Annotated in this window: 15 protein-coding genes and 5 pseudogenes; 6 read left to right on the forward strand and 14 right to left on the reverse strand. The window is 66.1% G+C overall.

Going from position 1 to position 20,838, the window contains the following annotated elements; translation table 11 throughout:
• Nucleotides 1-365 precede the first annotated feature (365 nt).
• Nucleotides 366-767: pseudogene (locus GVY64_RS38185) on the reverse strand (transposase); the annotation flags it as partial.
• Nucleotides 768-1,093: 326 nt separating this feature from the next.
• On the opposite strand from GVY64_RS38185, the gene GVY64_RS31930 reads away from it, so the two are divergent.
• Both GVY64_RS31930 and GVY64_RS31935 read left to right on the forward strand, forming a co-directional pair.
• Entirely contained in the window at nucleotides 1,094-1,684 is a 591-nt protein-coding gene (locus GVY64_RS31930) for a hypothetical protein (RefSeq protein ID WP_159849610.1), read from the forward strand.
• 68 nt (nucleotides 1,685-1,752) lie between these two features.
• Nucleotides 1,753-2,304: a Fic family protein gene (locus GVY64_RS31935; protein ID WP_159849612.1), complete on the forward strand. Its 552-nt coding sequence runs from the start codon at nucleotides 1,753-1,755 to the stop codon at nucleotides 2,302-2,304.
• Between the two features lie 2,286 nt (nucleotides 2,305-4,590).
• Here GVY64_RS31935 and GVY64_RS31940 read toward each other — a convergent pair.
• The 5 genes and pseudogenes from GVY64_RS31940 to GVY64_RS31955 form a co-directional block, all read right to left on the reverse strand.
• Nucleotides 4,591-4,740: a hypothetical protein gene (locus tag GVY64_RS31940; protein ID WP_159849614.1), complete on the reverse strand. Its 150-nt coding sequence runs from the start codon at nucleotides 4,738-4,740 to the stop codon at nucleotides 4,591-4,593.
• 69 nt (nucleotides 4,741-4,809) lie between these two features.
• Nucleotides 4,810-5,108 (reverse strand): annotated as a pseudogene (locus tag GVY64_RS38190) (hotdog fold thioesterase); the annotation flags it as partial.
• A 61-nt stretch (nucleotides 5,109-5,169) separates the two neighbouring features.
• Nucleotides 5,170-5,346 (reverse strand): annotated as a pseudogene (locus GVY64_RS39240) (EthD family reductase); the annotation flags it as partial.
• Between the two features lie 43 nt (nucleotides 5,347-5,389).
• Nucleotides 5,390-5,937, reverse strand: a pseudogene (locus GVY64_RS31950) (MaoC/PaaZ C-terminal domain-containing protein); the annotation flags it as partial.
• Nucleotides 5,938-6,075: 138 nt separating this feature from the next.
• Nucleotides 6,076-6,435: pseudogene (locus GVY64_RS31955) on the reverse strand (IS5 family transposase); the annotation flags it as partial.
• Between the two features lie 104 nt (nucleotides 6,436-6,539).
• Between GVY64_RS31955 and GVY64_RS31960 the strand changes: the two are divergent.
• Nucleotides 6,540-7,046 carry a reverse transcriptase domain-containing protein gene (locus tag GVY64_RS31960; protein WP_236567418.1) on the forward strand — a complete coding sequence of 169 codons (507 nt, stop codon included), beginning with the start codon at nucleotides 6,540-6,542 and terminating at the stop codon, nucleotides 7,044-7,046.
• A 1,089-nt stretch (nucleotides 7,047-8,135) separates the two neighbouring features.
• Here the strand turns inward: GVY64_RS31960 and GVY64_RS31965 are convergent.
• Nucleotides 8,136-8,855 carry a winged helix-turn-helix domain-containing protein gene (locus GVY64_RS31965; protein ID WP_236567419.1) on the reverse strand — a complete coding sequence of 240 codons (720 nt, stop codon included), beginning with the start codon at nucleotides 8,853-8,855 and terminating at the stop codon, nucleotides 8,136-8,138.
• A 1,006-nt stretch (nucleotides 8,856-9,861) separates the two neighbouring features.
• Nucleotides 9,862-11,061 (reverse strand): esterase/lipase family protein, encoded by a 1,200-nt coding sequence (locus tag GVY64_RS31970; RefSeq protein WP_159849616.1) that lies wholly within the window; start codon nucleotides 11,059-11,061, stop codon nucleotides 9,862-9,864.
• Between the two features lie 358 nt (nucleotides 11,062-11,419).
• Here GVY64_RS31970 and GVY64_RS31975 point away from each other — a divergent pair, with 358 nt between their 5' ends.
• A complete protein-coding gene (locus GVY64_RS31975) occupies nucleotides 11,420-12,025 on the forward strand; it encodes a YdcF family protein (protein ID WP_159849618.1) in 606 nt (201 codons plus the stop codon).
• Nucleotides 12,026-12,071: 46 nt separating this feature from the next.
• Complete coding sequence (locus GVY64_RS31980; RefSeq protein WP_159849620.1) at nucleotides 12,072-13,109, forward strand: fused (3R)-hydroxyacyl-ACP dehydratase subunits HadA/HadB; 1,038 nt, start codon at nucleotides 12,072-12,074, stop codon at nucleotides 13,107-13,109.
• Between the two features lie 10 nt (nucleotides 13,110-13,119).
• On the opposite strand, the gene GVY64_RS31985 is transcribed toward GVY64_RS31980, so the two are convergent.
• Genes GVY64_RS31985 through GVY64_RS32000 form a run of 4 tightly spaced genes read right to left on the reverse strand, consistent with a single transcriptional unit; the run spans nucleotide 13,120 to nucleotide 17,228 of the window.
• Nucleotides 13,120-14,172 carry an LLM class flavin-dependent oxidoreductase gene (locus tag GVY64_RS31985; RefSeq protein ID WP_159849622.1) on the reverse strand — a complete coding sequence of 351 codons (1,053 nt, stop codon included), beginning with the start codon at nucleotides 14,170-14,172 and terminating at the stop codon, nucleotides 13,120-13,122.
• A gap of 42 nt (nucleotides 14,173-14,214) precedes the next feature.
• Complete coding sequence (locus GVY64_RS31990) at nucleotides 14,215-15,225, reverse strand: alpha/beta hydrolase (RefSeq protein ID WP_236567426.1); 1,011 nt, start codon at nucleotides 15,223-15,225, stop codon at nucleotides 14,215-14,217.
• A gap of 14 nt (nucleotides 15,226-15,239) precedes the next feature.
• Nucleotides 15,240-16,190 carry an acyl-ACP desaturase gene (locus tag GVY64_RS31995; RefSeq protein WP_159849625.1) on the reverse strand — a complete coding sequence of 317 codons (951 nt, stop codon included), beginning with the start codon at nucleotides 16,188-16,190 and terminating at the stop codon, nucleotides 15,240-15,242.
• 57 nt (nucleotides 16,191-16,247) lie between these two features.
• A complete protein-coding gene (locus GVY64_RS32000; protein ID WP_236567420.1) occupies nucleotides 16,248-17,228 on the reverse strand; it encodes a transcriptional regulator in 981 nt (326 codons plus the stop codon).
• 529 nt (nucleotides 17,229-17,757) lie between these two features.
• Between GVY64_RS32000 and GVY64_RS32005 the strand changes: the two genes are divergently transcribed.
• Nucleotides 17,758-19,308, forward strand: a complete 1,551-nt coding sequence (locus GVY64_RS32005) for an acyl-CoA carboxylase subunit beta (protein WP_159849627.1) — start codon at nucleotides 17,758-17,760, stop codon at nucleotides 19,306-19,308.
• Between the two features lie 211 nt (nucleotides 19,309-19,519).
• On the opposite strand, the gene GVY64_RS32010 is transcribed toward GVY64_RS32005, so the two are convergent.
• Both GVY64_RS32010 and GVY64_RS32015 read right to left on the reverse strand, forming a co-directional pair.
• Entirely contained in the window at nucleotides 19,520-20,101 is a 582-nt protein-coding gene (locus GVY64_RS32010; protein WP_159849629.1) for an Rv1733c family protein, read from the reverse strand.
• Nucleotides 20,083-20,742: a TetR/AcrR family transcriptional regulator gene (locus GVY64_RS32015; RefSeq protein WP_159849631.1), complete on the reverse strand. Its 660-nt coding sequence runs from the start codon at nucleotides 20,740-20,742 to the stop codon at nucleotides 20,083-20,085. The genes GVY64_RS32010 and GVY64_RS32015 overlap by 19 nt, the downstream gene beginning before the upstream one ends.
• Nucleotides 20,743-20,838 lie beyond the last annotated feature (96 nt).

The raw sequence follows: 20,838 nt of genomic DNA on the forward strand, positions 1-20,838 counted from the left end.
AAGCGGGTGCTGCAGATCGCGGAGATCCGCCAGGGCATCACCGGCCAGTTCCCGGTCCTGGCGGAGCGGCCGCTCCGCACGACGGGCGACCCGGTGGTGATCCTCGACAAGCCCGACGACGAAGAGTGAAATGGTGCGCTGACAGCGGAATGTCACAGGATTAGGCTGGTCAACAACGCACCGACTACCGCGACACGTGCGCGGTCGCCACCATCATGAGTGGGCTACGCGCCCCAAAGGCTGGCCAACGGCCATCAAGGCCGACGGCCAGCGCACACTGCACTGGTCACGGGCCAAATTCGGCAAGCACCCTCACGCTCGATAAGGTTCGCCATCGGTGGATCTTGGCCTGTGAACGTCAAGTGACTCTCCCAAAGACGCACGGATCGCCCCGTATTTCGAGCCCCACCGCTCGGTGAGTTCATCCAGGGCCGCGCGTGCCGCGCTGGCATTGACGGCGGTGTAGATGGGTTTCACATCCCGCCGCAGCGCGCCTCAAAGCTGACTCGCGGCCAGGCGAAAGGTGATCAGCGGAATTAGGTTCGACGTAGCCAGCGGCCACATGTTCCCTACCACCTCTGTACCTTTGAGACCGCAGACGAGGAAGAACGCATCCTCGACCCCGCGGTTGCGGATGTCGAGTGAGCACGCTGAGCCAGAACTTCGCGCCTTTACCGTCGGCGCTGGCTCACAACCCCGAGGATGTCCTTCGCACCGGTGACGGCGACTCCGATCGCTGCGTAGATCGGCCGGTTAAGGACAAGCCCTGCTCCTTGGCCGTCCGCACCAGCTCCGCCGCTGCCAGCCTCTCAGCCGAAGTCTCGGCCTACTTCTCGCCACGGCATCAAGTGTCTTCGTCACGGCACCTCCCGCTGAACGTTGTTCGGCGCCTCAGGCCGCTAACACTGTTAGCTCCACAGTCCCCTTGAGTGGGCGGTTGTGGCGGTAAGTCATCGGCGAGGCAGCCGGTGGATTGCCGCGACTACGACGCGGATCAGGGCCACCGCAGTCTCTCACCGAACTGTGGAGACCATAAGAGCCACCGCCCTAGTCTTCGTCGATCTGCCGACAGCTGTGGATCTAGTGTGGTTCCGTGGTTATCGGCAAGTGGTTCTGTAATCGTGTTCTCCGGCGGCTGACGGACAATGCCATTCCTGGCGCCGCTCGTGTGGCGGAGAGTCCGACTCGTCAGACCGCGGGCGCCCTGAAGAAGGCCATGGGGGACACGGTGCCCGACGCGGACCTACGCGGCGAAAGTGAGGTCAGACGAGCAGGTGAGGGCCTGGGGGCGGCACGTAGTCGGGCCTCCCCTCTCGACCCTCGATCCTGGGTCGCGAACCGATCTCCGGCGGGGGTGATCGCGGCACGATCAGCGGAGTTGAAATTGCACACCCCAGCCCGGCGTGCGTTGGAATCAAGTCTGCTGGTCGATGAGCCGTTCCTGAATGTGGCCCTGGTCTCGTCTCATCCGCGCCCCGAGCTGGTTTTCGGCGAGAAGGAACTGGCCGGTTATCTGGATGCCCGCGCCTTCACTCGCCGCTATGGTAACCGAGAGCTGACCGTGCGGTTCATGACCGACATCCACCGGCGGTTGTCACGTTTCACTGCACCCGAGACGGCGGTGTCCTCAGCCGCTGCAAACGATGGTCTCCTCAGAAGTATCCTTTCACCGACGAACAGATAGCTCTCATCGAGGCGAATCCCTACCTTGAGGTCCGGCCTCCAGGGACCATACCCACCATCCACGGTGCATTGGTATATCGTCTAGCTTCCCCGAAGGCGGTGCGTGCCGAACTTCGGTCCCTGTGCGACTGGTATAACTCCGCCAGGACCCGTCCCAGCACCACCCCCTACCGGCTCGCCGCCGAACTCCAGCAACGGTTCATCTCTATCCACCCCTTCGACCACGACTACAACGGCCGGTCCTCGCGGCTGCTGATGAACTGGGCGCTCGAGCGCGAGGGACTGCCACCCAGCGCCGTCGCCGATTTCGACAAAGACCTGTTCTCCACGACCGAGGAATGGACCGAGGCCGTTCGAGCCGGCAGCGACGCGTTCGCCGCACGCGCGGCTCGCCTGGAACGACTAGGGGACGACGCCGACCCGATCACGGTGTTCGACCTGGAACACGAACGCGAACGCTACCTGGCCTGCCATCAGACCCTCAGGGAGAATCCCGCACAATCGTTACACATCCCTGGGCACAAGCACGATATCCACGCGCACCGTGCGCTACTGGAACAGCTGCGAGGAAACAGAAAAGCAGAAGCGGGTTCCCTCGGCTCGCAACCCGATCCCGGCTGAGATCCAGACGGGAGTCACGAGCCGACGAGTGCCCTGCGTGGTGTCCGCAGAACCGCGGTAGGGATCGCATCGTAGAGATTGTCTCCTTGGAGCCTCTCTCCTCTTGCTTGGCGACCGCTTGCATCCAAGTACGACTCGGATTCTCCGTGGCAAACATATTGTCCTTCAGGGTAATTTAAGCAATGGGCTGTAGGGATTCCCCCATACCGTCCTCGCTCGCACCCTGCGACGGTCATCGTGTAGCAGACTCTATTACTTTCGACTCTTCACGCGGGTGCGCACCTTGGTGTGTCTTTGGGGGAGCAACCCGCCATGCTGCGGTTTCGCGACCACACGCGATCTCGGATGACTCGAGCCATGGGTCGCGGCTCGGGGGCGAAGCCTCATCCGATGCCCACTTTCCGGCTCCGCAGGAGAGTAGTAGTTCACGTGCAGTATCTCGTATTGCGCTTTTGAAGGGCTTGGACATTGGTAGGTTGTGATAGTTGTGTCTACCGGTCGGCCGCGCCTGGGGTGCTCGGCTCTAACCCGAGTGGCGCTGAGCTGATGACAATGGCCATCTACAGGCACGGCGACGGCGTCGTGTGCAACCTTCGTCCGCTCCAGTGCATGATTCTCGCCATGGCTGCAGTAAGTCTGTTCGAGACCGAGTGGATCAGACGGGTGCGTGCCACGGGCACGATCCTGCGCCCACGAGTCAACGTCATCGACGGGTCGATAGCGCGGGATACATAGCCCAAGTGCGTGAACAGAATAGTGGCCGACTCGGACCGATGGTTACAGATTATCAGGTGGGCAGCGAACTGACCCTGCCGAACCTTCGAGATGGATGGGGAAATGATGCCCGGGCCATGGCGGAGGCGCATGGAGAATGGATGCTTCCGCGATCTATCGAACCATCCGCCAGAGAAGCGGTGCCATCTGCTGATCCGGCGTGGTGGAGCCGCGCTCTCGACGACGCTCAGAGGTTCAATGCCACTTCGGCGAGGTTTGCGGCGGATGATCGACCCGCATGGCGGTGGGTAGCCGCTAGGGTCTCGGGAGTCTTGGCGATCTGGGCTCGGCGGATCGACCATCGTGGACGAGAGATGCTCGCTGCTACCGCGCAAGACCTAAGGCTGTCGGCGCTCGCGGCCGGAAGTCGGCGACGGCCGGCAACGCTTCGGCCCTCGGCATCGGATCTGGCCCAGACCGCGTTCGTTTTGGCCCACCTCTGCAGGGAGGTCCGAGATCCGCGGTTCGAATCTCTTCTGTTAGGACAGCTGACAATAAGTACCGTCGCGGTGGCGCGAGCACATCGCGAACGCGGTGAGCTTGCCTGGGCGCGGCGTGCCAATTGCGAGGTCGTTCGCCCCCTGAAGTCGATACACCGAGAGATCCGCACGGTGACTTCGCCGGCGTTTATCGGCTGTCAACTCCGGCTCGATAGCAGATCATGACCGCATCCATGCAGATGCTGGCCGTCTCGACCGGCTGAGCAGGAGAAGCACGCCCCGTGACCTGCAGGCAACGACGCGGTGCTGTTGCACCAGCCACTGGACACCGTGGTGTTGTGGGACCTCCAATCGTTCCGACAGGGGCACTGCCGCCGGTAGAGACAGTGCCGAACGGGCGGGGCCTCGTGCCGATTCCGATTCGAATCCGTCAGCCGACTCCTGCTGCAGCCTGGGGTGAGCGAAGCACACAACGGTGCACAAGGTCAGAGGCGGCGTCGATACCCCCAGAAGAGTCCTTGGCATGGCATCTCTGGATAGTTGTCTTCCACCTGCTCGTCTATAACTGCTGACCTCACCCAGCCACTGGCACACGCCTCACGGACGAATGCTTCGGCCGCATCGGGTGAAGCAACGTAGTGCAGCGGCTCAGGTAACCCGATGTCAATCGTCACGTGACACTGTCGAACAGACCAGGTGCCGGTCGGCAGACCGCTGTGGCCAGGCGAAGGATTCGAGTCGGGGTGGGCACCATGGGGACGGCTATGTGCGACCATGTTTTGAGCTTCGACGTATGCTGGCGATTTGCGTATGGGGGAAGTTCCTACAATCTCTCGGATGCGGCTCATCGCAGAAGCTAGACCGCGCGAGCGATGACCACTTCGGACGGGCTTGACAGCCTGGTCAAACAGTCGGCTGGTCATGTTTGCCGACGATGCGAACCGCGGAGAAGTTGCGCGATGACGTGCTCCGTGATTCGCTCACCGAGCCGTCAGTGCTGAACAACGACCGCTGAGCGGAGCATCCGCTTCGCACTTGAGCAGCGAGTCTGCACGTCGGCCCTTCCCTGTCCTCAAATCCAGTTCAATGCTCCTTGACCGCGGTTAACGGGGAAGCGATGCTTGCGAAGACGTTGAGCACTGGAGTGGAGCTCCAGCGCATGGTCCTTCGTGTCGAACGCGGCGGCGGACAGTTGTGGTGTCATGCCGGTGAACGAATCCACGCGCATCACCGGCCAGTCGCCTATGGCCGCGGCTGGTCGGTAAGAAGTGTGCGACCAGGGCGGGGCTTGTCAACGTGCTGTGATCTGTCTGCTGTCTCCCCGGAACTCGGCGACCACCCTGCCCTCGGCGACGGTGACTGTCAGGTCGTAGATCCCCTGGCGGGGGTATCGCGCCCGCTCCACGGCTTGCGCGATGAGGGTTTCACCGGCGTGGGTGGGGCTTAGGTAGCGGATGTCGGAGCGGGCGGCGACCGCGCGGGCCGGCCGTGACTGTTGCAGGCCAACGCGAAGGTAGTGTCGGCGAGGAGGGAGACATAGCCGCCGTGGGTGATGCCGTGGCCGTTCACCATGATCTCGGTGATCGTCATCCGCAATGGTCACCGAGCCCGTGGCGAAGTTGCGCACGTCGCGTGCAGCGTCCTTCATCGCTGCAGAGCTCAGCGCCCGTTGCAGCGCCTTCTCGATCTCGAACTCCAGCCGAGCAACCGCGTAATACGGTGGGGCCGATCCGTCCAGCAATGTTCACTTCGACCAGCCGATCCGTGCGAGCCCCGGCACCTTCTGGGTTAGCGGGATGTGCACGGTGCGGTAATATTCATCGAACACGGCCGGTTCCGTGGGGGTGCCGTAGCGGACTGCGATCAGTGGCTCATACGTTTACTTCCTTCGACTTCGCGACCAATGTAAGCACCTCGTAGGTAGCGACGCGCTCGTTGTTTCGATTGGTGACCACGGTGTCCCAGCACACTTCACCGTAGTCGGCGGCGCTGCGGGCAATAATCTGCTTGGCGGTGCGGGTGACCGTGAGCTCGTCGTCGGGCTTGACCGGGGTGAGGAAGCGCAGATTGTCGACGCCGAAGTTGCTAGCACCGGGCCTGGGACGGGCTCGACGAACAGCCCGGCGGCCAGTGACACGACCAGGTAACCGTGCGCCACGATGCCGCCGAACAGTGGGTTGGCCGCTGCCGCTTCAGGATCGGTGTGCGCCTAGAAGGTATCGCCGGTGAATTCGTCGAAATGCGCGATGTCGTCCATGGTGACTCGCCGCGGGCCACCGACAATGGTGTCGCCCAGCACAAGGGTGCCGAGATCCTTGCGGAACGGGTGTACGTTGTCCTCGGTGCGAACCGATCCCGGTACCCAGCGGTTACCGACTGCGGTCAGCGCATCGGGACTGGCCTGGATCGCAGTGCGCTGTGTTGGAGCACCGCGCGACCAGCCTGCCCGCCGGTGAGCAGTACCCGTATCGACAGGCCGCGCCCGTCGAGGCAAGGTGGATCTTGGTGCTCGGCCCGCCGCGGGACCGGCCGAGCGCTTCCCCCTCGACCGCGACCTGGACACCGGACCTGCAGATGGCGCCCCCCCTTTCTTCCGGGCACCGGCGGCATGCTGGTGGGCCCGGACGATGGTGGAGTCCACACTGAGGATCCATTCGACCTCACCGATGGAGTCGTCCTTGACGATCACCTCGTCCAGGATCCGCTGCCAGATGCCGTCCGCGGTCCACATTCGCAGCCGCTCGTGGGCGGTCTTCCACGGCCCGTAACGCTCCGGCAGGTCACGCCACGTCGCGCCGGTCCGCAGTTTCCACAGGATCGCGTCGATCACCTGACGGTGATCACGCCACCGACGGCCCCGGCCCGACACCCGCAGCACGGGCTCGATTCGAGGCGATGCGTCGCCCGGGAGCTTCACCGAAGACGCGGGCTTCGATCACGCTATCACACCGTTGCCGGTCACTGGTCCGCCGCACAAACCTACCGCAAGGAGACCACCGGGTATCCCTATACCGAGTCCCGATGCGCCACGAGTCGAGGGCAACGACACCGGCACTCCGCAGAGGCGGGATACTGTCGCCACTGCTGGCCAACATCGCGTTGTCGGTGCTCGATGAGCACGTGATGGCACCGTGGAAACCGGACGGGGTGATGGGAACGACCTATCGACGTCACCACCGTCGTGCCAAGGGTCTGCCGACATGGCGGATCGTGCGTTATGCCGACGATTTCCTCGTGCTCGTGCACGGCCAGAAGCACGACGTGGCTTCGTCGCGCGAGGACGTCGCGGATGTGCTCACCCCGCTAGGGCTTCGATTCTCGGAGTCCAAGAACAGGGTCGTGTCATATGCGCGACTGATTCGACTTCCTCGGTTTCCGCATCCAGTGGAAACGCAAACGGGGAACACGGACGTCGTTCGTCTGCACGTTCATCGCCGACCGCCCGTTCCAGGCGGTGAAGGCGAAGATCCGTGCCCTGATACATCGAGTCAGCCAAGCAGACATGGGTGCGGTCATCGGCAGGATTAACCAGATCCTACTGATCGCAAGTGAGGCCATATGCATCGACCGGAGTACGCCGATCAATCGACGGCTCCGCTGAAACGAGCAGTAGTCTTAACTGACGGCTCGATGGATATCGATAGCCCGCAGATTGGTGCGAATGCCCTCCCTGCAGGGGCTTCACTTCGCCGGACATTTGCCGACGATCGATTGGCACGCACGTACGGAATAGCGCGCACGCGTCAAGCTTGGACTGCAAAATCACTCGCTTCTTCGACCGGAGGATCGTTTGGATCCAGCTGCGTGCATGGGCCACGAAAATCGGAAGAGTCCAGATGAACCGCTGCGGACCCACTGCGTAATTGCGGCTATGGCTGAGGCGATCGACGCCAAGCCAGCCAGCAGGGCCCATTGAGTGAGGCCTGCCGAAGTGTAGTCTGCCACCTTGCCAAGCCCCGGAAAGGGGAGCTTTCCCCTACCGAATGCCCAGTCCATCAATGATCCGATCTGTCCCCCGAAATCCTGGCGGCGCGAGACCATCGCCTTCAAATCCGATCGCTTACTGCTGATATGTAGTACGGCGATCAGAACGAATAACGCAGTCGCCAGTGTGGACATCGTGGCCAGGCGGGTTAGCGCATAGAGGCGAAGTCGTAGATTTATCACTACAACCAAGACCGTGATGGAGATGGCCGCGCTAGCGAGGATAGCCCAGACGCCCGCTACGTTCGCCGAGCGTGGCCTCTGCTGAGACCAAATGTTCAGAAAATTTGTGGTGGCTCGGATTTGTCCGAACGCATTGACGCTGACCGTGCCTCCAGCACCGCGAGCGCTCACCCATGGTTGGAAGAGCAGCACTAGGGTCGTCAAGTTGCCCACCGCTGCCCACACGTAACCCCAGTACCCGCGTAGCGCGACCCGGTAGGCTCCCCGCATGTGCCGGTCAGCACCGCCGTCTGCAGCTGCATGCAAGCTGCCGCTGTTTTGAATTCCCTTGGGCCGCCAAGGAGTAGGCTTCACCACCTCAGGCTAGAGCCAGCCGCATGCGCAACGTAGAAGCAAAATTACCTCTCGTCTTTCGCTTATCGCACCTGTCGCGTGAGTGCTGCGTTGTGTTCACCTGCCCGCCTCCGCCGAATGCGCATGTTGTGACAACCGACCACCGTTCGCTGGTTCTTGTTGTCCTGTAATCCCTGCTGTCCAACTCTGGTCAAGCCCCGCCGGGCGGCGCAAGCCAACGAGGAAGGACAGCAGCACGTTGAGGACCACGCGCCCGACTGGCCGACGATCCTCGTCGGTGCCGCCGTATCCCATGGCGACGAGAACGTCGAGTACCGAGTGTTCGAGGAACGCCGCATCCTGCGCGCGCAGCCGTGCCAGCAGGTCGGCGACGACCTCGGAATGGAGGCGTTCGACACCACGCTCGATCTGCTCGAGTGGGTCGACTACTTCGTCGGCGACATGTGCGTCGGCTACGGCGTCGCTATTCGAGGAGCCAGTCCGCTCCGGTGTGTCGTCCTGATACTCGGGTAGCGCTTTCGGGATCTTCTCGGTGATCCCTGCGGGGTGAGCGGCGAGCAGAGGTAGCGCGGGCTTGGCTGGCTTGTCGACGAGCTTCGCGCGGTACAGCCCGCTGAGGGCCCACCCGATCCGGTTGTCAGCGCGCCCCTGCCCCGACGGCAGCACCTCGGCCCGCTGCTCTGCTGTCAGCCCGACATGTTCCTCCGCCGCCGTGTGCAGGTCGCGCTTACGCCAGATGTGGCCGTCGGCAAGGACTTCCAGCACCGGCGTGAGAAAGCCCGACCACACCGGCATCGCCGACACCGGCGCGGTCACAGCTCGCCTCGGAAGTCGCGGAATTGGAAGGATGAAGAGGCGGGTCGAGTGCAGCGGGGATGGTGCGGTGGCACGCACCCATCGACATGACGCTTTCCAGGGTTTGCACGAACTGACCCTAGACTTCTGTTGGTGGCACTACAATTGATGCCGACTTCACCTGCGCTGCACTGATCGCGTTCAGTCCCGACGTGGTCTTCGCCGAGCGAAGAAGGGCCTACACTCTCCAGCGGATCCAGCTAGTAGGCGGCAAACCCCTGATGGATCACGTCATGGCACCGAACACGAATCAAACGGTTCTGATGCGTAACCTCCGGGATTGATCCATCCCATACGGCTACTCTCCCGATCTCGTGGGCGATGCCGTGGCCTTCCCTAACAAGCAGGCCTCCTACTTCAAGTCGGGGGACTTCGCCGGTATGCCTGGAACGCCCGGATAGACCATATCTCGGCCGATAGCTATCCGTGAATCCCGGTTGTACATCCGTGCCATTTCGCCTTGGCTGACTCGGCACCAGCAGACCCCAACCAACACCGGACCCACAGCCACTCGCAGCACCGCCATAAGCCGTACAGCGCAATACGCTTGATCGTGGGTCGCTGAGATGGGATTCCGAGCGCGGACCGGCCGAGGTTACATAGTCTCACAAACCACGATCGTTCTCCTGCATACACGTGCGGAATAAGTAAGCATAGCGCGCCGTTCGACTCGGGTCGAAAGCGTTTGATGCAGCAGCCTTCTCGGCTCGTCGAAGCAAACGGCCGACGTCCGGCGCCCCGGCGGTCGGCACTGAAAAGGTCCAGAAACCCCGATGCCCACCGAGCAGCGGGTGCGAGGAGCCGCTCGGTGGGCATACCGCCCCGCGCGGGGACGTGCGCGCCGGACAGAGGCGGGTTGAGGATCCCGTCCGGCGGGCAGCACGCGTGGCGGTCGCTGCTCCCGTCGAGCGGCGGACGGAGTCGGGGCACAAGCCACGCCGCTCGACGGGAGCAGGTCATCCGGTGATCACAGCGAGCCTCCGCCGCCGAGCAACCACGGGTTGAACGTGCAATCCAGATTCGGATGTCCGGCCGGGTCCAGCGCGCGCAGCGCGATGGACAACGCCCGCGGCGAATACATCATCGTGAGGTGGTCGGACACGTCTTGATCGCATCCGTCCTGCAGCGTGATGTTCTGCACCGTCACACCGGGCGCCGCCTTCAGGAACGTCAAATCGTAGGGATTGGTGATTTCGTCGTAGCGGGTGCCGACGACGGTGTAGTCGACACCGGAAATGGTGTCGCCGCCCGCGTTGAGTTCGTTGACGAAGTCCGAGCCGATCGTCTGCTGGATACCGGCGTGCCCGACGAAGATCTCGATGAACCCGAGGATGTCGATGCCGAAGTTGTTGATCGCCCGGCCCAGCGCACCGATGCCGTCCAGACTGGTGCCGTGATGCGTGGCACCGTAGGTGATCAGGTTCTTCACCTTGGCCGCGCCGCCCTCGAACTTGGTGTACCAGTTCGACATCGACCCGCCCTGCGAATGCGCGACGAGGTCCACCTCCGATGCCCCGGTCGCGGCCAGCACCCGATCGACGAAGGTGGCCAGCTGCTTGGCCGAGTCCTGGATGTACCCGGTGCCCATCACGCCGGGCAGCACCGATCCGAGACCACCGCCCTCGAGCAGGTTGGACCGGCCGTAGTTGAAGGTGAAGGTGCAGAAGCCCGCGTCCTTGATGGGTTGCCCCATGAAGGCGAAGCCGTTGTAGGCGTTCATCCAGGTACCGTGCACCAACACCACCGGACGCGGGTGCTCGGCGGTCGGCTTGCAGTTCCAGTCGTTGGCCCCCGGCGGCCCGACGTCCGGATGGGTGAGTCCGTAGCCGAACGCGGCCAGCCACGACGTCATCGGCGGACCGTAGCCGACGGTGTCGCTGGCGTAACCGCCGGAGGACCCGGAACTGCTACCCGACCCGCCGTAGCAGTCGCCGGAACCGTTGCCCGAGCCCGCGCCACTGCCCGAGGTGCACGCCGAGCCGGTGCCCGCACTGCCCGAATCGGCCACCGGCGCCACCTTGCGGCCGGCCGCGATGTAATCGGCCAGCTGTTGTTCGGTGGGCTTCGCCTCCGGCGCCGCGTTGGCGCCCGAGGCGCCGACGGCGAGCACCGACACGCTCAACAGCACCGCCGCCAAAGACGAGCGCCCATAGGTACTTCGTTTCATGAGTTGCCTTCCTGCAGAACCACAGTGTTCGACCACCGGCGCCGTTTTCGCTGGTCATCGGCACCGAAGCTGCGCCAACGCTAAAACCGCCGAACGCGGCGTCCTACGCGGAACGGCTGGGTCTGGAGAGCTCACGAATGCGATTTGCCCCGGCTAGGGATGGGGCACAAAGGGCGCTGAAAGGGCGATCCGGCAATTTCCCGAATAGGGCAGACGACACAAGCCGGCGGCGGTGGAACGGTGAATTATCCAGATCACCAGGCGATTACGGTTCCGCAACGACCGACGGCCGCATCATGGATGGACGCTGCACCCCAGCCATCGGTGGCCATCCGATGGCTAACCGCTTGGAGATCCCTTGTCCGCCAGTCCGGTTCCCCTCGCTCGCGCCGTGCTGGGCGCGCTCGCGGTCACCGCCGCGCTGATCCAGCTGCCGTCCGCCCATGCGGACAACTCCGGCTCCGCCGACGCCGACCCCGCGCGCACCGCACCCTTCGCCCTCGTCCCCGGGCCGCCGCCCACGGTGCGCGGGCCGGTCACCGCCATCGTCGTGCTCGGCTACGGGCTGCTGCCCGACGGCGGCATGCGCCCGGAGTTGATCGACCGGCTGCGCGCCGGATACCTGCAGGCCCTGCTGGCCCCGGTCTCGCCTGTCATCGTGACCGGCGGCAACGCGCGCAACGGCGTCACCGAGGCGCGGGCCATGGCCGACTGGCTGCTCGCCCGCGGCATCCCGGCGGCGCGGATCCACCTCGAACCGGAGGCAGGCACCACCGCGCAGAACGCGGCGCGCTCCGCCACGATCATGCGCGCGATCGGCGCACGCGACGCGGTGGTGATCACCTCCGCCGACCACGTCGACCGCGCGGTGGGCACCTTTCACGAGGCCGGGGTGGACGTCGTCGGCACCGTCACTCCCGAGCAGGTGCCTTCCCGGATCTGGCGGTTCGGCCCCTTCGCGTGAGGGCGATCCCGCACCGATCCACCGTTTTCGCAATACAGGAGCAATCATGAACGACATCGCGGTGAATCCCGCCGATCAGGCGAGGTCGCTGGTCGATCATCGTTACCGTTCCACCTTTCGCTACGAAGTGGAACGGGAAAAGATCCGCGAATTCGCTCGTGCCGTCCAGGATTCGCATCCGGCACACCGCAGCGAGGCCGCCGCGGCCGAACTCGGCTTTCCCGGACTGATCGCGCCCGCGACATTCAGCGCGATCATCCTGACCAGGGTGCATCGCGAAATTCTGGACACGCTGATCACCGGTTACGACCCGACCCGGATCTTGCACGCGGACCAAGTCTTCGACTTCGGCAGGCCGTTGGTCGCGGGCGACCGCCTGACCTGTGACATCTACTTCGAATCGTTCCGGCACTTCGGTGATTACGACGTCCTCGCGATCAAGAGCGTGCTGATCGACCAGCACGGTGCGGTGGTGCAGACCGGGTCCAGCGCGCTGCTCGCGCGCGTCGGCGGCCGCGATCAGGGGTTGGCCGACGCCGTGCGCAGAGTTGCCATGGGACAGAGTTTCCCGGACCCGACGGCAGACGGCAGCGCCGTGGTCCCGGCCGCTGCGGACCATCTCACGCCGTCGCCGACCCACCGCACGCCACGGCCGCGCATAGCGTTCGCCGACTTGTCGGTCGGCACGGAACTGCCCGTCCGCACCATGCGCCTGTCCCGGGGCGATCTGGTGAACTATGCCGGAGTGACCGGCGAATCGAATCCGGTGCTGTTCGACGAACGAGTCGCCGTCGCCAGCGGCCTGCCGACCGTGGTCGCGCCCGGCATGCTGAAACTCGGCATGGCCACCTCGTTCCTCAGTTCCTGGCTCGGTGACCCCACCGCGGTCACCCGTTTCCGCGCACAGTTCGCGCACAACACCCACTACCTGCGCGTCCCACCGCTGGGGGTGGGCACGATCCGATTCCGCGGCCGGGTCACCTCGATCGATCCGCGCAGGCGGCGGGCGACCATCGCGGTCGATGCCCGCGCCGAGGGGCGCAGGCTGTTCGGCTACGCGGCCGCCGAGGTGCTCTTCCCGTAGACGGCGGCGGTCAAGCCGCGGTACCGGAGCGCGCCCCGGCTCGATCGGCTGCGCCCGCGCCGCCTCGCGACAAGCCGGCGAGCAGTGCCAGGCGGCGATGCGATTCCAGCCGCGCCGCACGATCGTAGGTGCTGGTGTGCACGAGGATCTCGTCGGCGCCGGTCCGGTGCACCAGCCGCGCCAGTTGCCCGGCGACCTCGTCCTCGGTGCCGTACAGCTGGCCGCGCAGCCCGTCCTCGATAAGCCTGCGCTCCCGATCGGTCATGTCGCGCGCCTCGATCTCGGCGGGCGGCAGCAGGGGCGGGAACTCACCCCGAGTGCGCGCGTACGCGGCGGACCACGCCTCCGGCAGCAAGAGCCGACGGGCCTGCGCGGTGGTGTCGGCGATGACGACCGAACCGGACACCACGACGTACGGGATGGCGCCGGCCGGACCGGGGCGGAACTCCGCACGATAGCGCTCGATGGCCTCGACCATGCGGTCTTCGCCGCCGACCGCGGCGATCACCAGCGGCAACCCGAACCGGGCAGCGCGCTCGGCGCCGGACCCGGTCGCCAGCAGGAACGCGGGAACACGCAGCCCCTGAGCAGGCCAGGCGTGCACGCCCCGCCTGCCTTCGCCGAAGTACGCCAGAAGTTCGGCGAGCCGGGCGTCGAAGTCCTCCGCGTCGCCCTTGTCGTGCCCGAGCGCACGCCGCACGCCGTCGGTGAATCCGACCGAGCGGCCCAAGCCCATGTCGATGCGTCCCGGAAAGAGCGATTCCAGCACGCCGAACTGTTCGGCGACCACCAAGGGCTGGTGGTTGGGCAGCATCACGCCGCCCGTACCGACCCGGATCCGCGCGGTCGCCGACGCCACCGCCGCCGCGAGCACGGTCGGCGCCGACCCGGCCACTCCCGGCACACTGTGATGCTCGGAGACCCAGAAGCGGTGATAACCCCACTCCTCGCTGAGCCGCGCGAACTCGACCGTGTCCCGCAACGCGGCCGGATGGCCCTGGCCGCGCCGGACGCGCGAGCGATCGAGGACGGAGAACCGGACAGTGGACAGCGCCGAGGTCATATCGGTGTCAACGCGAGCGCGCCGCGCTGATTCCGCCCGCGATCACGAGGACGCGGACACCCCCAGCGCTTGCGCCAGCACCCGCCACGCCCGCGGCAGCTGCGCCTGGAAATCCGGCCACGTGTGCATGCCCTCCGCGGTGTACTCCACGGTGGCGGGAATGCCCAGTTCCGACAGCCGGCCTGCGAACCGCTCGGTGCAGGCGCGGGCGCCCGCCTCCAGCGCCGCGCCGCCGCCGGCGGTGCGCAGCGCCTCCGCGACCGTCGGGGAGTTCGCGACCGCCACCAGGTCGGCGCCGGTCGGCAGACCGGCAGCCGCCGAGAGGTAGATCGTCGTATCGCGCAGGCGTTGCGCGTGCAGCAGGCTGTCGTGCGCGGCCCATTCCGGTGAACTCGGCGGGCCCCAGAGATTCTCGACGTTGCCGCCGCGTGAGGCGACCGTGATCGTGGTGACCGCGTGACCGAGCGGGTCGGCGGTGGAATAGCAGCCGCTCATCCCGGCGACGGCGCGATACCAGCCGGGGTGCCGCTGGGCGAGCATCATCGCCGCCTGCGCGCCCATCGAGACCCCCGCGATGGCACGGCGCCCGTCGGTGCGCAGCAGCGATTCCACGATGGGCGGGAGCTCGGTGGTGAGGAACGTCTCCCAGCGGTTGAGCCCCAGCGCGGCGTCCTGCCGCATCCAGTCGCTGTACATGCTGCCGGTACCGCCGCCGGTGAGCACCACGTCGACCGGTTTACCCGCGAAGAATTCGGCGGCACCGCCCTTGGTCAGCCATGCCGACGTGGCGTCGCCGTCGACGCCGTCGAGCAGATACAGCACCGGACGCGGCCCCTCGCCGCTGCCGCGCAGCACATCGACGGTGATGATCCTGCGCATCGCCGCGGAGGCGATCGACAGGCGTTCATGACCGGCCGTGACCTGCTCGATCGAGAGCAGCCCGGTCCGGGTCATGGCCGGGTCCACCGCGGGCGGCGGGGTCGCGGGCACCGGATCGGCGAGCACCGGCGCAGCGGTGACGGCGGCGATGAGGGCCATCGCCGCCGCGGTCATCGGCACGCGCAGGCTCATCCTGCCGCGGCGGCCCGCTCCGCCTGTCTGGCCGCCGCGCGTTCGCGCTGCTCCTCGAACCGCCGCGCCCGGATGTCGAGCTCGGTGAGATAGGTGTGCAGTTCGTCACGCGCGCGTTCGCCGTCGCCGGCCAGATCGGTGCGTTCGAAGACCCGCCACGCGCGCAGCACCGGACGAACCACCACGTCGAGATGCTGGCGCAGATCGTAGATTCCGTGCTTGGCCAGCAACACCGCGTTGCGCCGGAAGCTCGGCTGGGCCGCCCCGGGCATCTGGAAGCGGGTGACCACGGAGGTGATCGCGCGCAGCGCTTCGTTCGGCACCAGGTCCAAGGCCGCGGCGCTGATGTTCCGGTAGAAGATCATGTGCAGGTTCTCGTCGGCGGCAACTCGCTGCAGCATACGCTCGGCGAGCGGTTCCGCGCAGGCCGCTCCGGTATTCCGGTGGCTGATCCTGGTCGCCAGCTCCTGCAAGGTGACGTAGGCCACCGAGCGCAGGAACTGCTGTTCTTCATCGGGTTTGGCGAACCCGGTCGTCATGTGCGCCATCCTCGCCTGCTCCAGCGACACCGGATCGATCGCGCGGGTGACGACCAGATAGTCGCGCATCACGATGGCGTGGCGGTTCTCTTCGGCGGTCCACCTGCCCACCCAGGTGCCCCATACGCCGTCGCGCGAGAACGAGTCCGAGATCTCCCGGTGATACGACGGCAGATTGTCCTCGGTGAGCAGATTGGTGATCATCGCGGTCTGCGCGACCTCGGAAAGCCGGGATTGGCCCGGGTCCCAATCGATTCCGCCGAGGGCGGCGAAATTCCGGCCGTCGTCCCACGGCACGTAATCATGGGGATTCCACGGCTTCGCCTTGCGCAGATGGTCATTGAGCAGGCGTTCGGCAGTCGGCTCGAGTTCGCGCAAGATATCGCGATCGGACAATGCGGTGGTCACTCGCACTCCTTTGCTCACCCTCGACATCAGGGCATACTCCACGATAACGGGGAGAAATCAGGCCGAACGACCGATCACGTGATCGTTGGGCGAGGTGACGATGGTCATATGGCCCGGCTGGGGCAGTTCACAACCCGGCGCCTCCCCCGCGTCGGCCACCCGATACAGCCCCGGAGCCCGGCCCGCCGCCCGCACCCGGTCCAGCAGGTCGTGGGCACGCCCCGCAAGTTCGGGGATGCGCGCGGTGCGCCCGGTGGCCACCGCCGCGGTCAACGGCACCTCGGCGGCCGCACCGACGATCGCCAGCACATCGTCGGTCATGGTGAACGCCCCGGTGCGGGCAGGCACGTCGTCGAGTGGAACGAGCACGGTGCCGCCCGCGGCGGAGAGCACCGACAACGCGCGTGAGCCGAGCGGATCGGCCAGCGCGGCCTGCACGCGACGCAGTTTGCGCCGGGCCGCCTCGGTGCCCGAGACGGGTCTTCGCTCGTCCGGATGCGCCGGAATGCCCAGCGCCACCACCTGGTAGGACCGGGCGATCGGAATGCCGGTGGCTCGGGCGAGTTCGCCGACGGCGTGGCCGCCCAGCAGCGCGGAGACCAGCGTCTGCGCGGCGGTCTGATGTTCCCGCGCGACCGCACGATGCTCGTCCACGTAAGCCGTGGACGCCGCGACGGTCACCATTTCCAGCACGTGGACCGCCAGCCGGGCACCCGCGAGAAAATGATCGGCCCGCTCGTCGGTGGCCTCGTCGGCGAGAAATTCCAAACCGTCGCGTATTTCGTCGTGATACGCGCCGAGCACCGTTTCCAGCGCGATACCTTCCCGGGCCCAGCGCGAGGCGGAACCGGCGATCTCCGGGGGTCGCGACGCGGTGGTCGCCCGGCGCGGAACCAGCCGTTCGACGGCGGCCGCCAAACAGTTTCGCGCGGTGCTCGCCACATCACCGGACGTGTCGTGACCGGAACGCTCGGCCAAATGTTCGACGAGTTTCGACGCCCACGTCTCGGTACTCGTTCTGGGCTGCCTGTCCATCATGCCTCCCAAAGGCTAGCGACGGATCGTGATGGAATCGATATATGGCGCACCGAATCGGGTAAGTCATCAGCGGCCGCCCGGCTCGTTGGGCCCGATCACAAGCGTTTCGAGGGGATTTCGCGACGGCGGCAGGCTGCTACGGAGAGAACGGCCGCGCCATCCTGGGCTTCGGATCCCGCCTGCGCCGGCGCAGGCCGCCGATTTCCGGAGTATGTGACGCAGCGCCGTCCGCGCATTTCCGGCGCTGCGTCGAGATCACCCTAGATCCGTGGGCACGGCCTGAGAAGACTCCCTCGGCGCTGTGAGGAGTGTTCATCGACGCCTGCGGGCACGATTGGGACGTCGCACAGTCCGTGTCGTCGCAGCGGACCGGACCGTCGCGTGCTATGAACCGAGGAATCGCAACGCAAGCCTGTGAGCTGTTCCACGACATCATCCGAACCGCTGTGCCGTGCATCGCGGCGCCGATAGCATCGAGCGCCGCGCTGCCGTACGGCGTCGCGACGAGTTTCGAAGGGCTACAACACATATGAGCGGTACGCGAGAGAAGCTGGACGAGCTGCGGGGGATCCTGGAGCTGGCCGAGGAGCCCGCAGGCGAGAGCGGCATCGCGAAGCGCAAGAGCAAGGGCATTCCCAGCGCGCGAGAGCGGGTGCGCGCACTCCTCGACCCCGGGAGTTTCGTGGAAATCGGCGCACTGGTGCGCCAGCCGGGCACGCCGGGAGCGATGTACGGCGACGGCGTGGTCACCGGCCGCGGCCGGATCGACGGCAGGCCGGTCGTGGTGATCGCGCACGATCAGACCGTCTTCGGCGGCTCGGTGGGTGAGATGTTCGGCCGCAAAGTCGCCGCCGCACTCGATTTCGCCACGAGGAACGCCTGCCCGGTCGTCGCGATCAACGACTCCGGCGGCGCCCGCATCCAGGACGCGGTGACCTCGCTGGCCTGGTACGCGCTGATGAGCCGCCGCCAGGAACGGCTGTCCGGCTTCGTACCACAGGTATCGATCATGCTGGGCAAATGCGCGGCGGGGTCGGTCTACGCACCGGTGAACACCGACGTCCTGATCGCGACCGAGACGTCGTACATGTTCGTCACCGGCCCCGAGGTGATCAAGGAGGTCACCGGCGAGGAAGTGACCATGGAGGAACTGGGGGGCGCGCAGGCGCAGGCGGCCACCGGCACCGTCCATCATGTCGCCGCCACCGAGCAGGACGCGTTCGACTGGGCGAGGACCTATCTGAGCTATCTGCCGTCGAGTTGCCTGGAGCCCGGCCCGATCGTCAACCCGGGGCTGGAGCCGCAGATCACGCCGCACGATCTGGAACTGGACTCGATCATTCCCGATTCCGATCGGCAGGGCTACGACATGCACGAGATCTTGCTGCGCCTGTTCGACGACGGCGACTTCCACGAGATCAGTGCGGCCACCGCGCAGAACCTGATCACCGGCTTCGCCAGGGTGGACGGGCGCAGCGTCGGGGTGATCGCGAACCAGCCCTTGGTGCTCGGCGGCGCGATCGACGCCAAATGCTCGGACAAGGCGACGCATTTCATCCGATTGTGCAATGTCTTCGGGTTGCCGCTGATCTTCGTCGTTGACACCCCCGGCGTGCTGCCCGGCGTGGAGGAGGAACGCAGCGGGGTGATCAAACGCGGCGGACGGTTCTTCCGCTCGGTGATCGAGGCGACCGTCCCGATCGTCACCGTCGTGGTCCGCAAGGCTTACGGCGGCGGCTACGCCGTGATGGGCTGTAAGCAACTCGGCGCCGATGTCAGCCTGGCCTGGCCGACGGCGCGCATCGCCGTGATGGGCGCGGAGAGCGCGGTGAGCATCGTCGGTAGACGTCAGCTCGCCCAGGTGCCCCCGGAGCAACGGGCGAGTGTGCGCGACGCGATGATCGAGCAGTACAACGCCACGGTGGCCACGCCGTGGATCGCCGCCGAGCGTGGTTACATCGACGCGGTGATCGAGCCGTCGCGGACCAGACTGGAGATCCGCGGCGCGCTGCGCCTGCTGCGCGAGAAGGAGGCGAGCGCCCAGCCCAACCCGCGCAAGCACAGCCTCTTTCCGGTCTGAGGCCACGTTCGACTCCGGTTATGGTGTGTCACAACGTAACCGGATCTATGTGGTGGGATCTCCGGCGATCGGCGCCGAATCCGGCCGCCGAGCAGGCCGATGCCTTACTCTCAGGTCAGTGCCGGGTCGCGTCGTTCGCCGCGTCGCGCCGGCACGCGACGTGCCCGCTGCGCCTGTTCCCTACCCTCGCCCGGCGGGCACGCCGCACCACTCAGCCGTGGCCCCAGGTGAGATCCGCCGCGATCCACTCGGATTCCCACCGCCGCAGCCGCCGGCGATCCAGTCCGCGCCGCACCAGCAGGTAGCTGCCCGCGAACACGACCGAGACCCCGAGCATCGCGCCCGCGGTGAGCATCACCGCCTTGCTGGCGGGCCGGCTCGGCGAGGGCGGCTCCACGATCGCACCGCGCTCGTTCAGCCAGATCGGCACGGTGGAGCCCGGCTCCACCACCGTGGTCGACTGATAATCGCCGGTGTGTGCTACGCCGTCGGCGTCCTTCCAGGACACCCGGGCCGGCACAACCGGCGCGTACAGCGGCGCCTTCCCGGTCTCGACGACGGTGGCGTCCACCTGACGCAATCGCGCCGTCTCGGCTTGCACCGCGGCCGTTTCGACGCGGTACACCCGGCCGCCGACGGTCACCGCCAGCACGGGTACGACGATCAGGAAGACCAGCGCCAGCAGCACCGCGACGCCGGTTTGCACTCGGTCTTCTTTGCGGCGCAGTGGGTTTCGATCCAAGCCGACGCGTCGGCACGTCCGGTGGTACATGTTCACCGACCCGGTAGACATGACGGTGACTCCTCGGTGCGGAATTCGGTGGTGAGGGTGACGAGGGTGTCGAAGAACTCTTCGACGAGGCCGGGCAGGCCCATGGGGTCCGGGCCCGCCGCCCAGCTCTGCAGCGCCGCGAGCAGCATGCCCGCGCCCGCGCCCACGGCGGCGGCCGGACGCGGATCGGTCAGTGGATCCACGCCGAGGCGCGCCGCGATGATCCGGACCGATTCGCGCTGCCCGTCGATGCGGATGCGCTGATAACCGGCGAACAGCCCGGGTTCGTCCTCGAAGCGCTGGAACAGGACCCAGCGGCGGGCCAGCAGTGACGCGCGTGCGCCGCCGTACTCGGCGGCGAGCCAGTCGTGGACGGCGTTGCGGTAGGCGATCAGGGGCGGCTCTGCGTGCGGGCGACGGCACAGTGCCTCGTTGAACAGGTGGACGTCCTGATCGACGTCGCCCAGGATCGCCTCCTCGATGGAGGCGAAGTGCCTGCTGAACGTGCGCCGGGTGACGCCGGCCCGCACCGCGATGTCCTCGACGGCCACCGCCTCGAGCCCCCGCTCGGTGAACAGGTCGAACGCCGCACGCGACAGCGCCTCGCGGCTGCGCCGAGTGCGCAGCCGACGACCGTCCAGATCGACACCGTCGTCGCTCATATCCAGAGCATACGCCCTATTGTCCCATTGGGACAATACTTCGCCCTTCCCCGGCATGCGGATCACCTCGCACAGGAGATGCCCGATTCGGGCAGG

This window comes from Nocardia sp. CY41, from assembly GCF_009829325.1.
GTDB lineage: Bacteria > Actinomycetota > Actinomycetes > Mycobacteriales > Mycobacteriaceae > Nocardia.

Coding starts and splice junctions, on each gene's coding strand:
- GVY64_RS31980 (WP_159849620.1), top strand. CDS start 12,072: ATGAACGACATCGCGGTGAATCCCGCCGATCAGGCGAGGTCGCTGGTC.
- GVY64_RS31990 (WP_236567426.1), bottom strand. CDS start 15,225: ATGACCGCGGCGGCGATGGCCCTCATCGCCGCCGTCACCGCTGCGCCG.
- GVY64_RS32010 (WP_159849629.1), bottom strand. CDS start 20,101: ATGTCTACCGGGTCGGTGAACATGTACCACCGGACGTGCCGACGCGTC.
- GVY64_RS31960 (WP_236567418.1), top strand. CDS start 6,540: ATGCGCCACGAGTCGAGGGCAACGACACCGGCACTCCGCAGAGGCGGG.
- GVY64_RS32015 (WP_159849631.1), bottom strand. CDS start 20,742: ATGAGCGACGACGGTGTCGATCTGGACGGTCGTCGGCTGCGCACTCGG.
- GVY64_RS32005 (WP_159849627.1), top strand. CDS start 17,758: ATGAGCGGTACGCGAGAGAAGCTGGACGAGCTGCGGGGGATCCTGGAG.
- GVY64_RS32000 (WP_236567420.1), bottom strand. CDS start 17,228: ATGATGGACAGGCAGCCCAGAACGAGTACCGAGACGTGGGCGTCGAAA.
- GVY64_RS31985 (WP_159849622.1), bottom strand. CDS start 14,172: ATGACCTCGGCGCTGTCCACTGTCCGGTTCTCCGTCCTCGATCGCTCG.
- GVY64_RS31970 (WP_159849616.1), bottom strand. CDS start 11,061: ATGAAACGAAGTACCTATGGGCGCTCGTCTTTGGCGGCGGTGCTGTTG.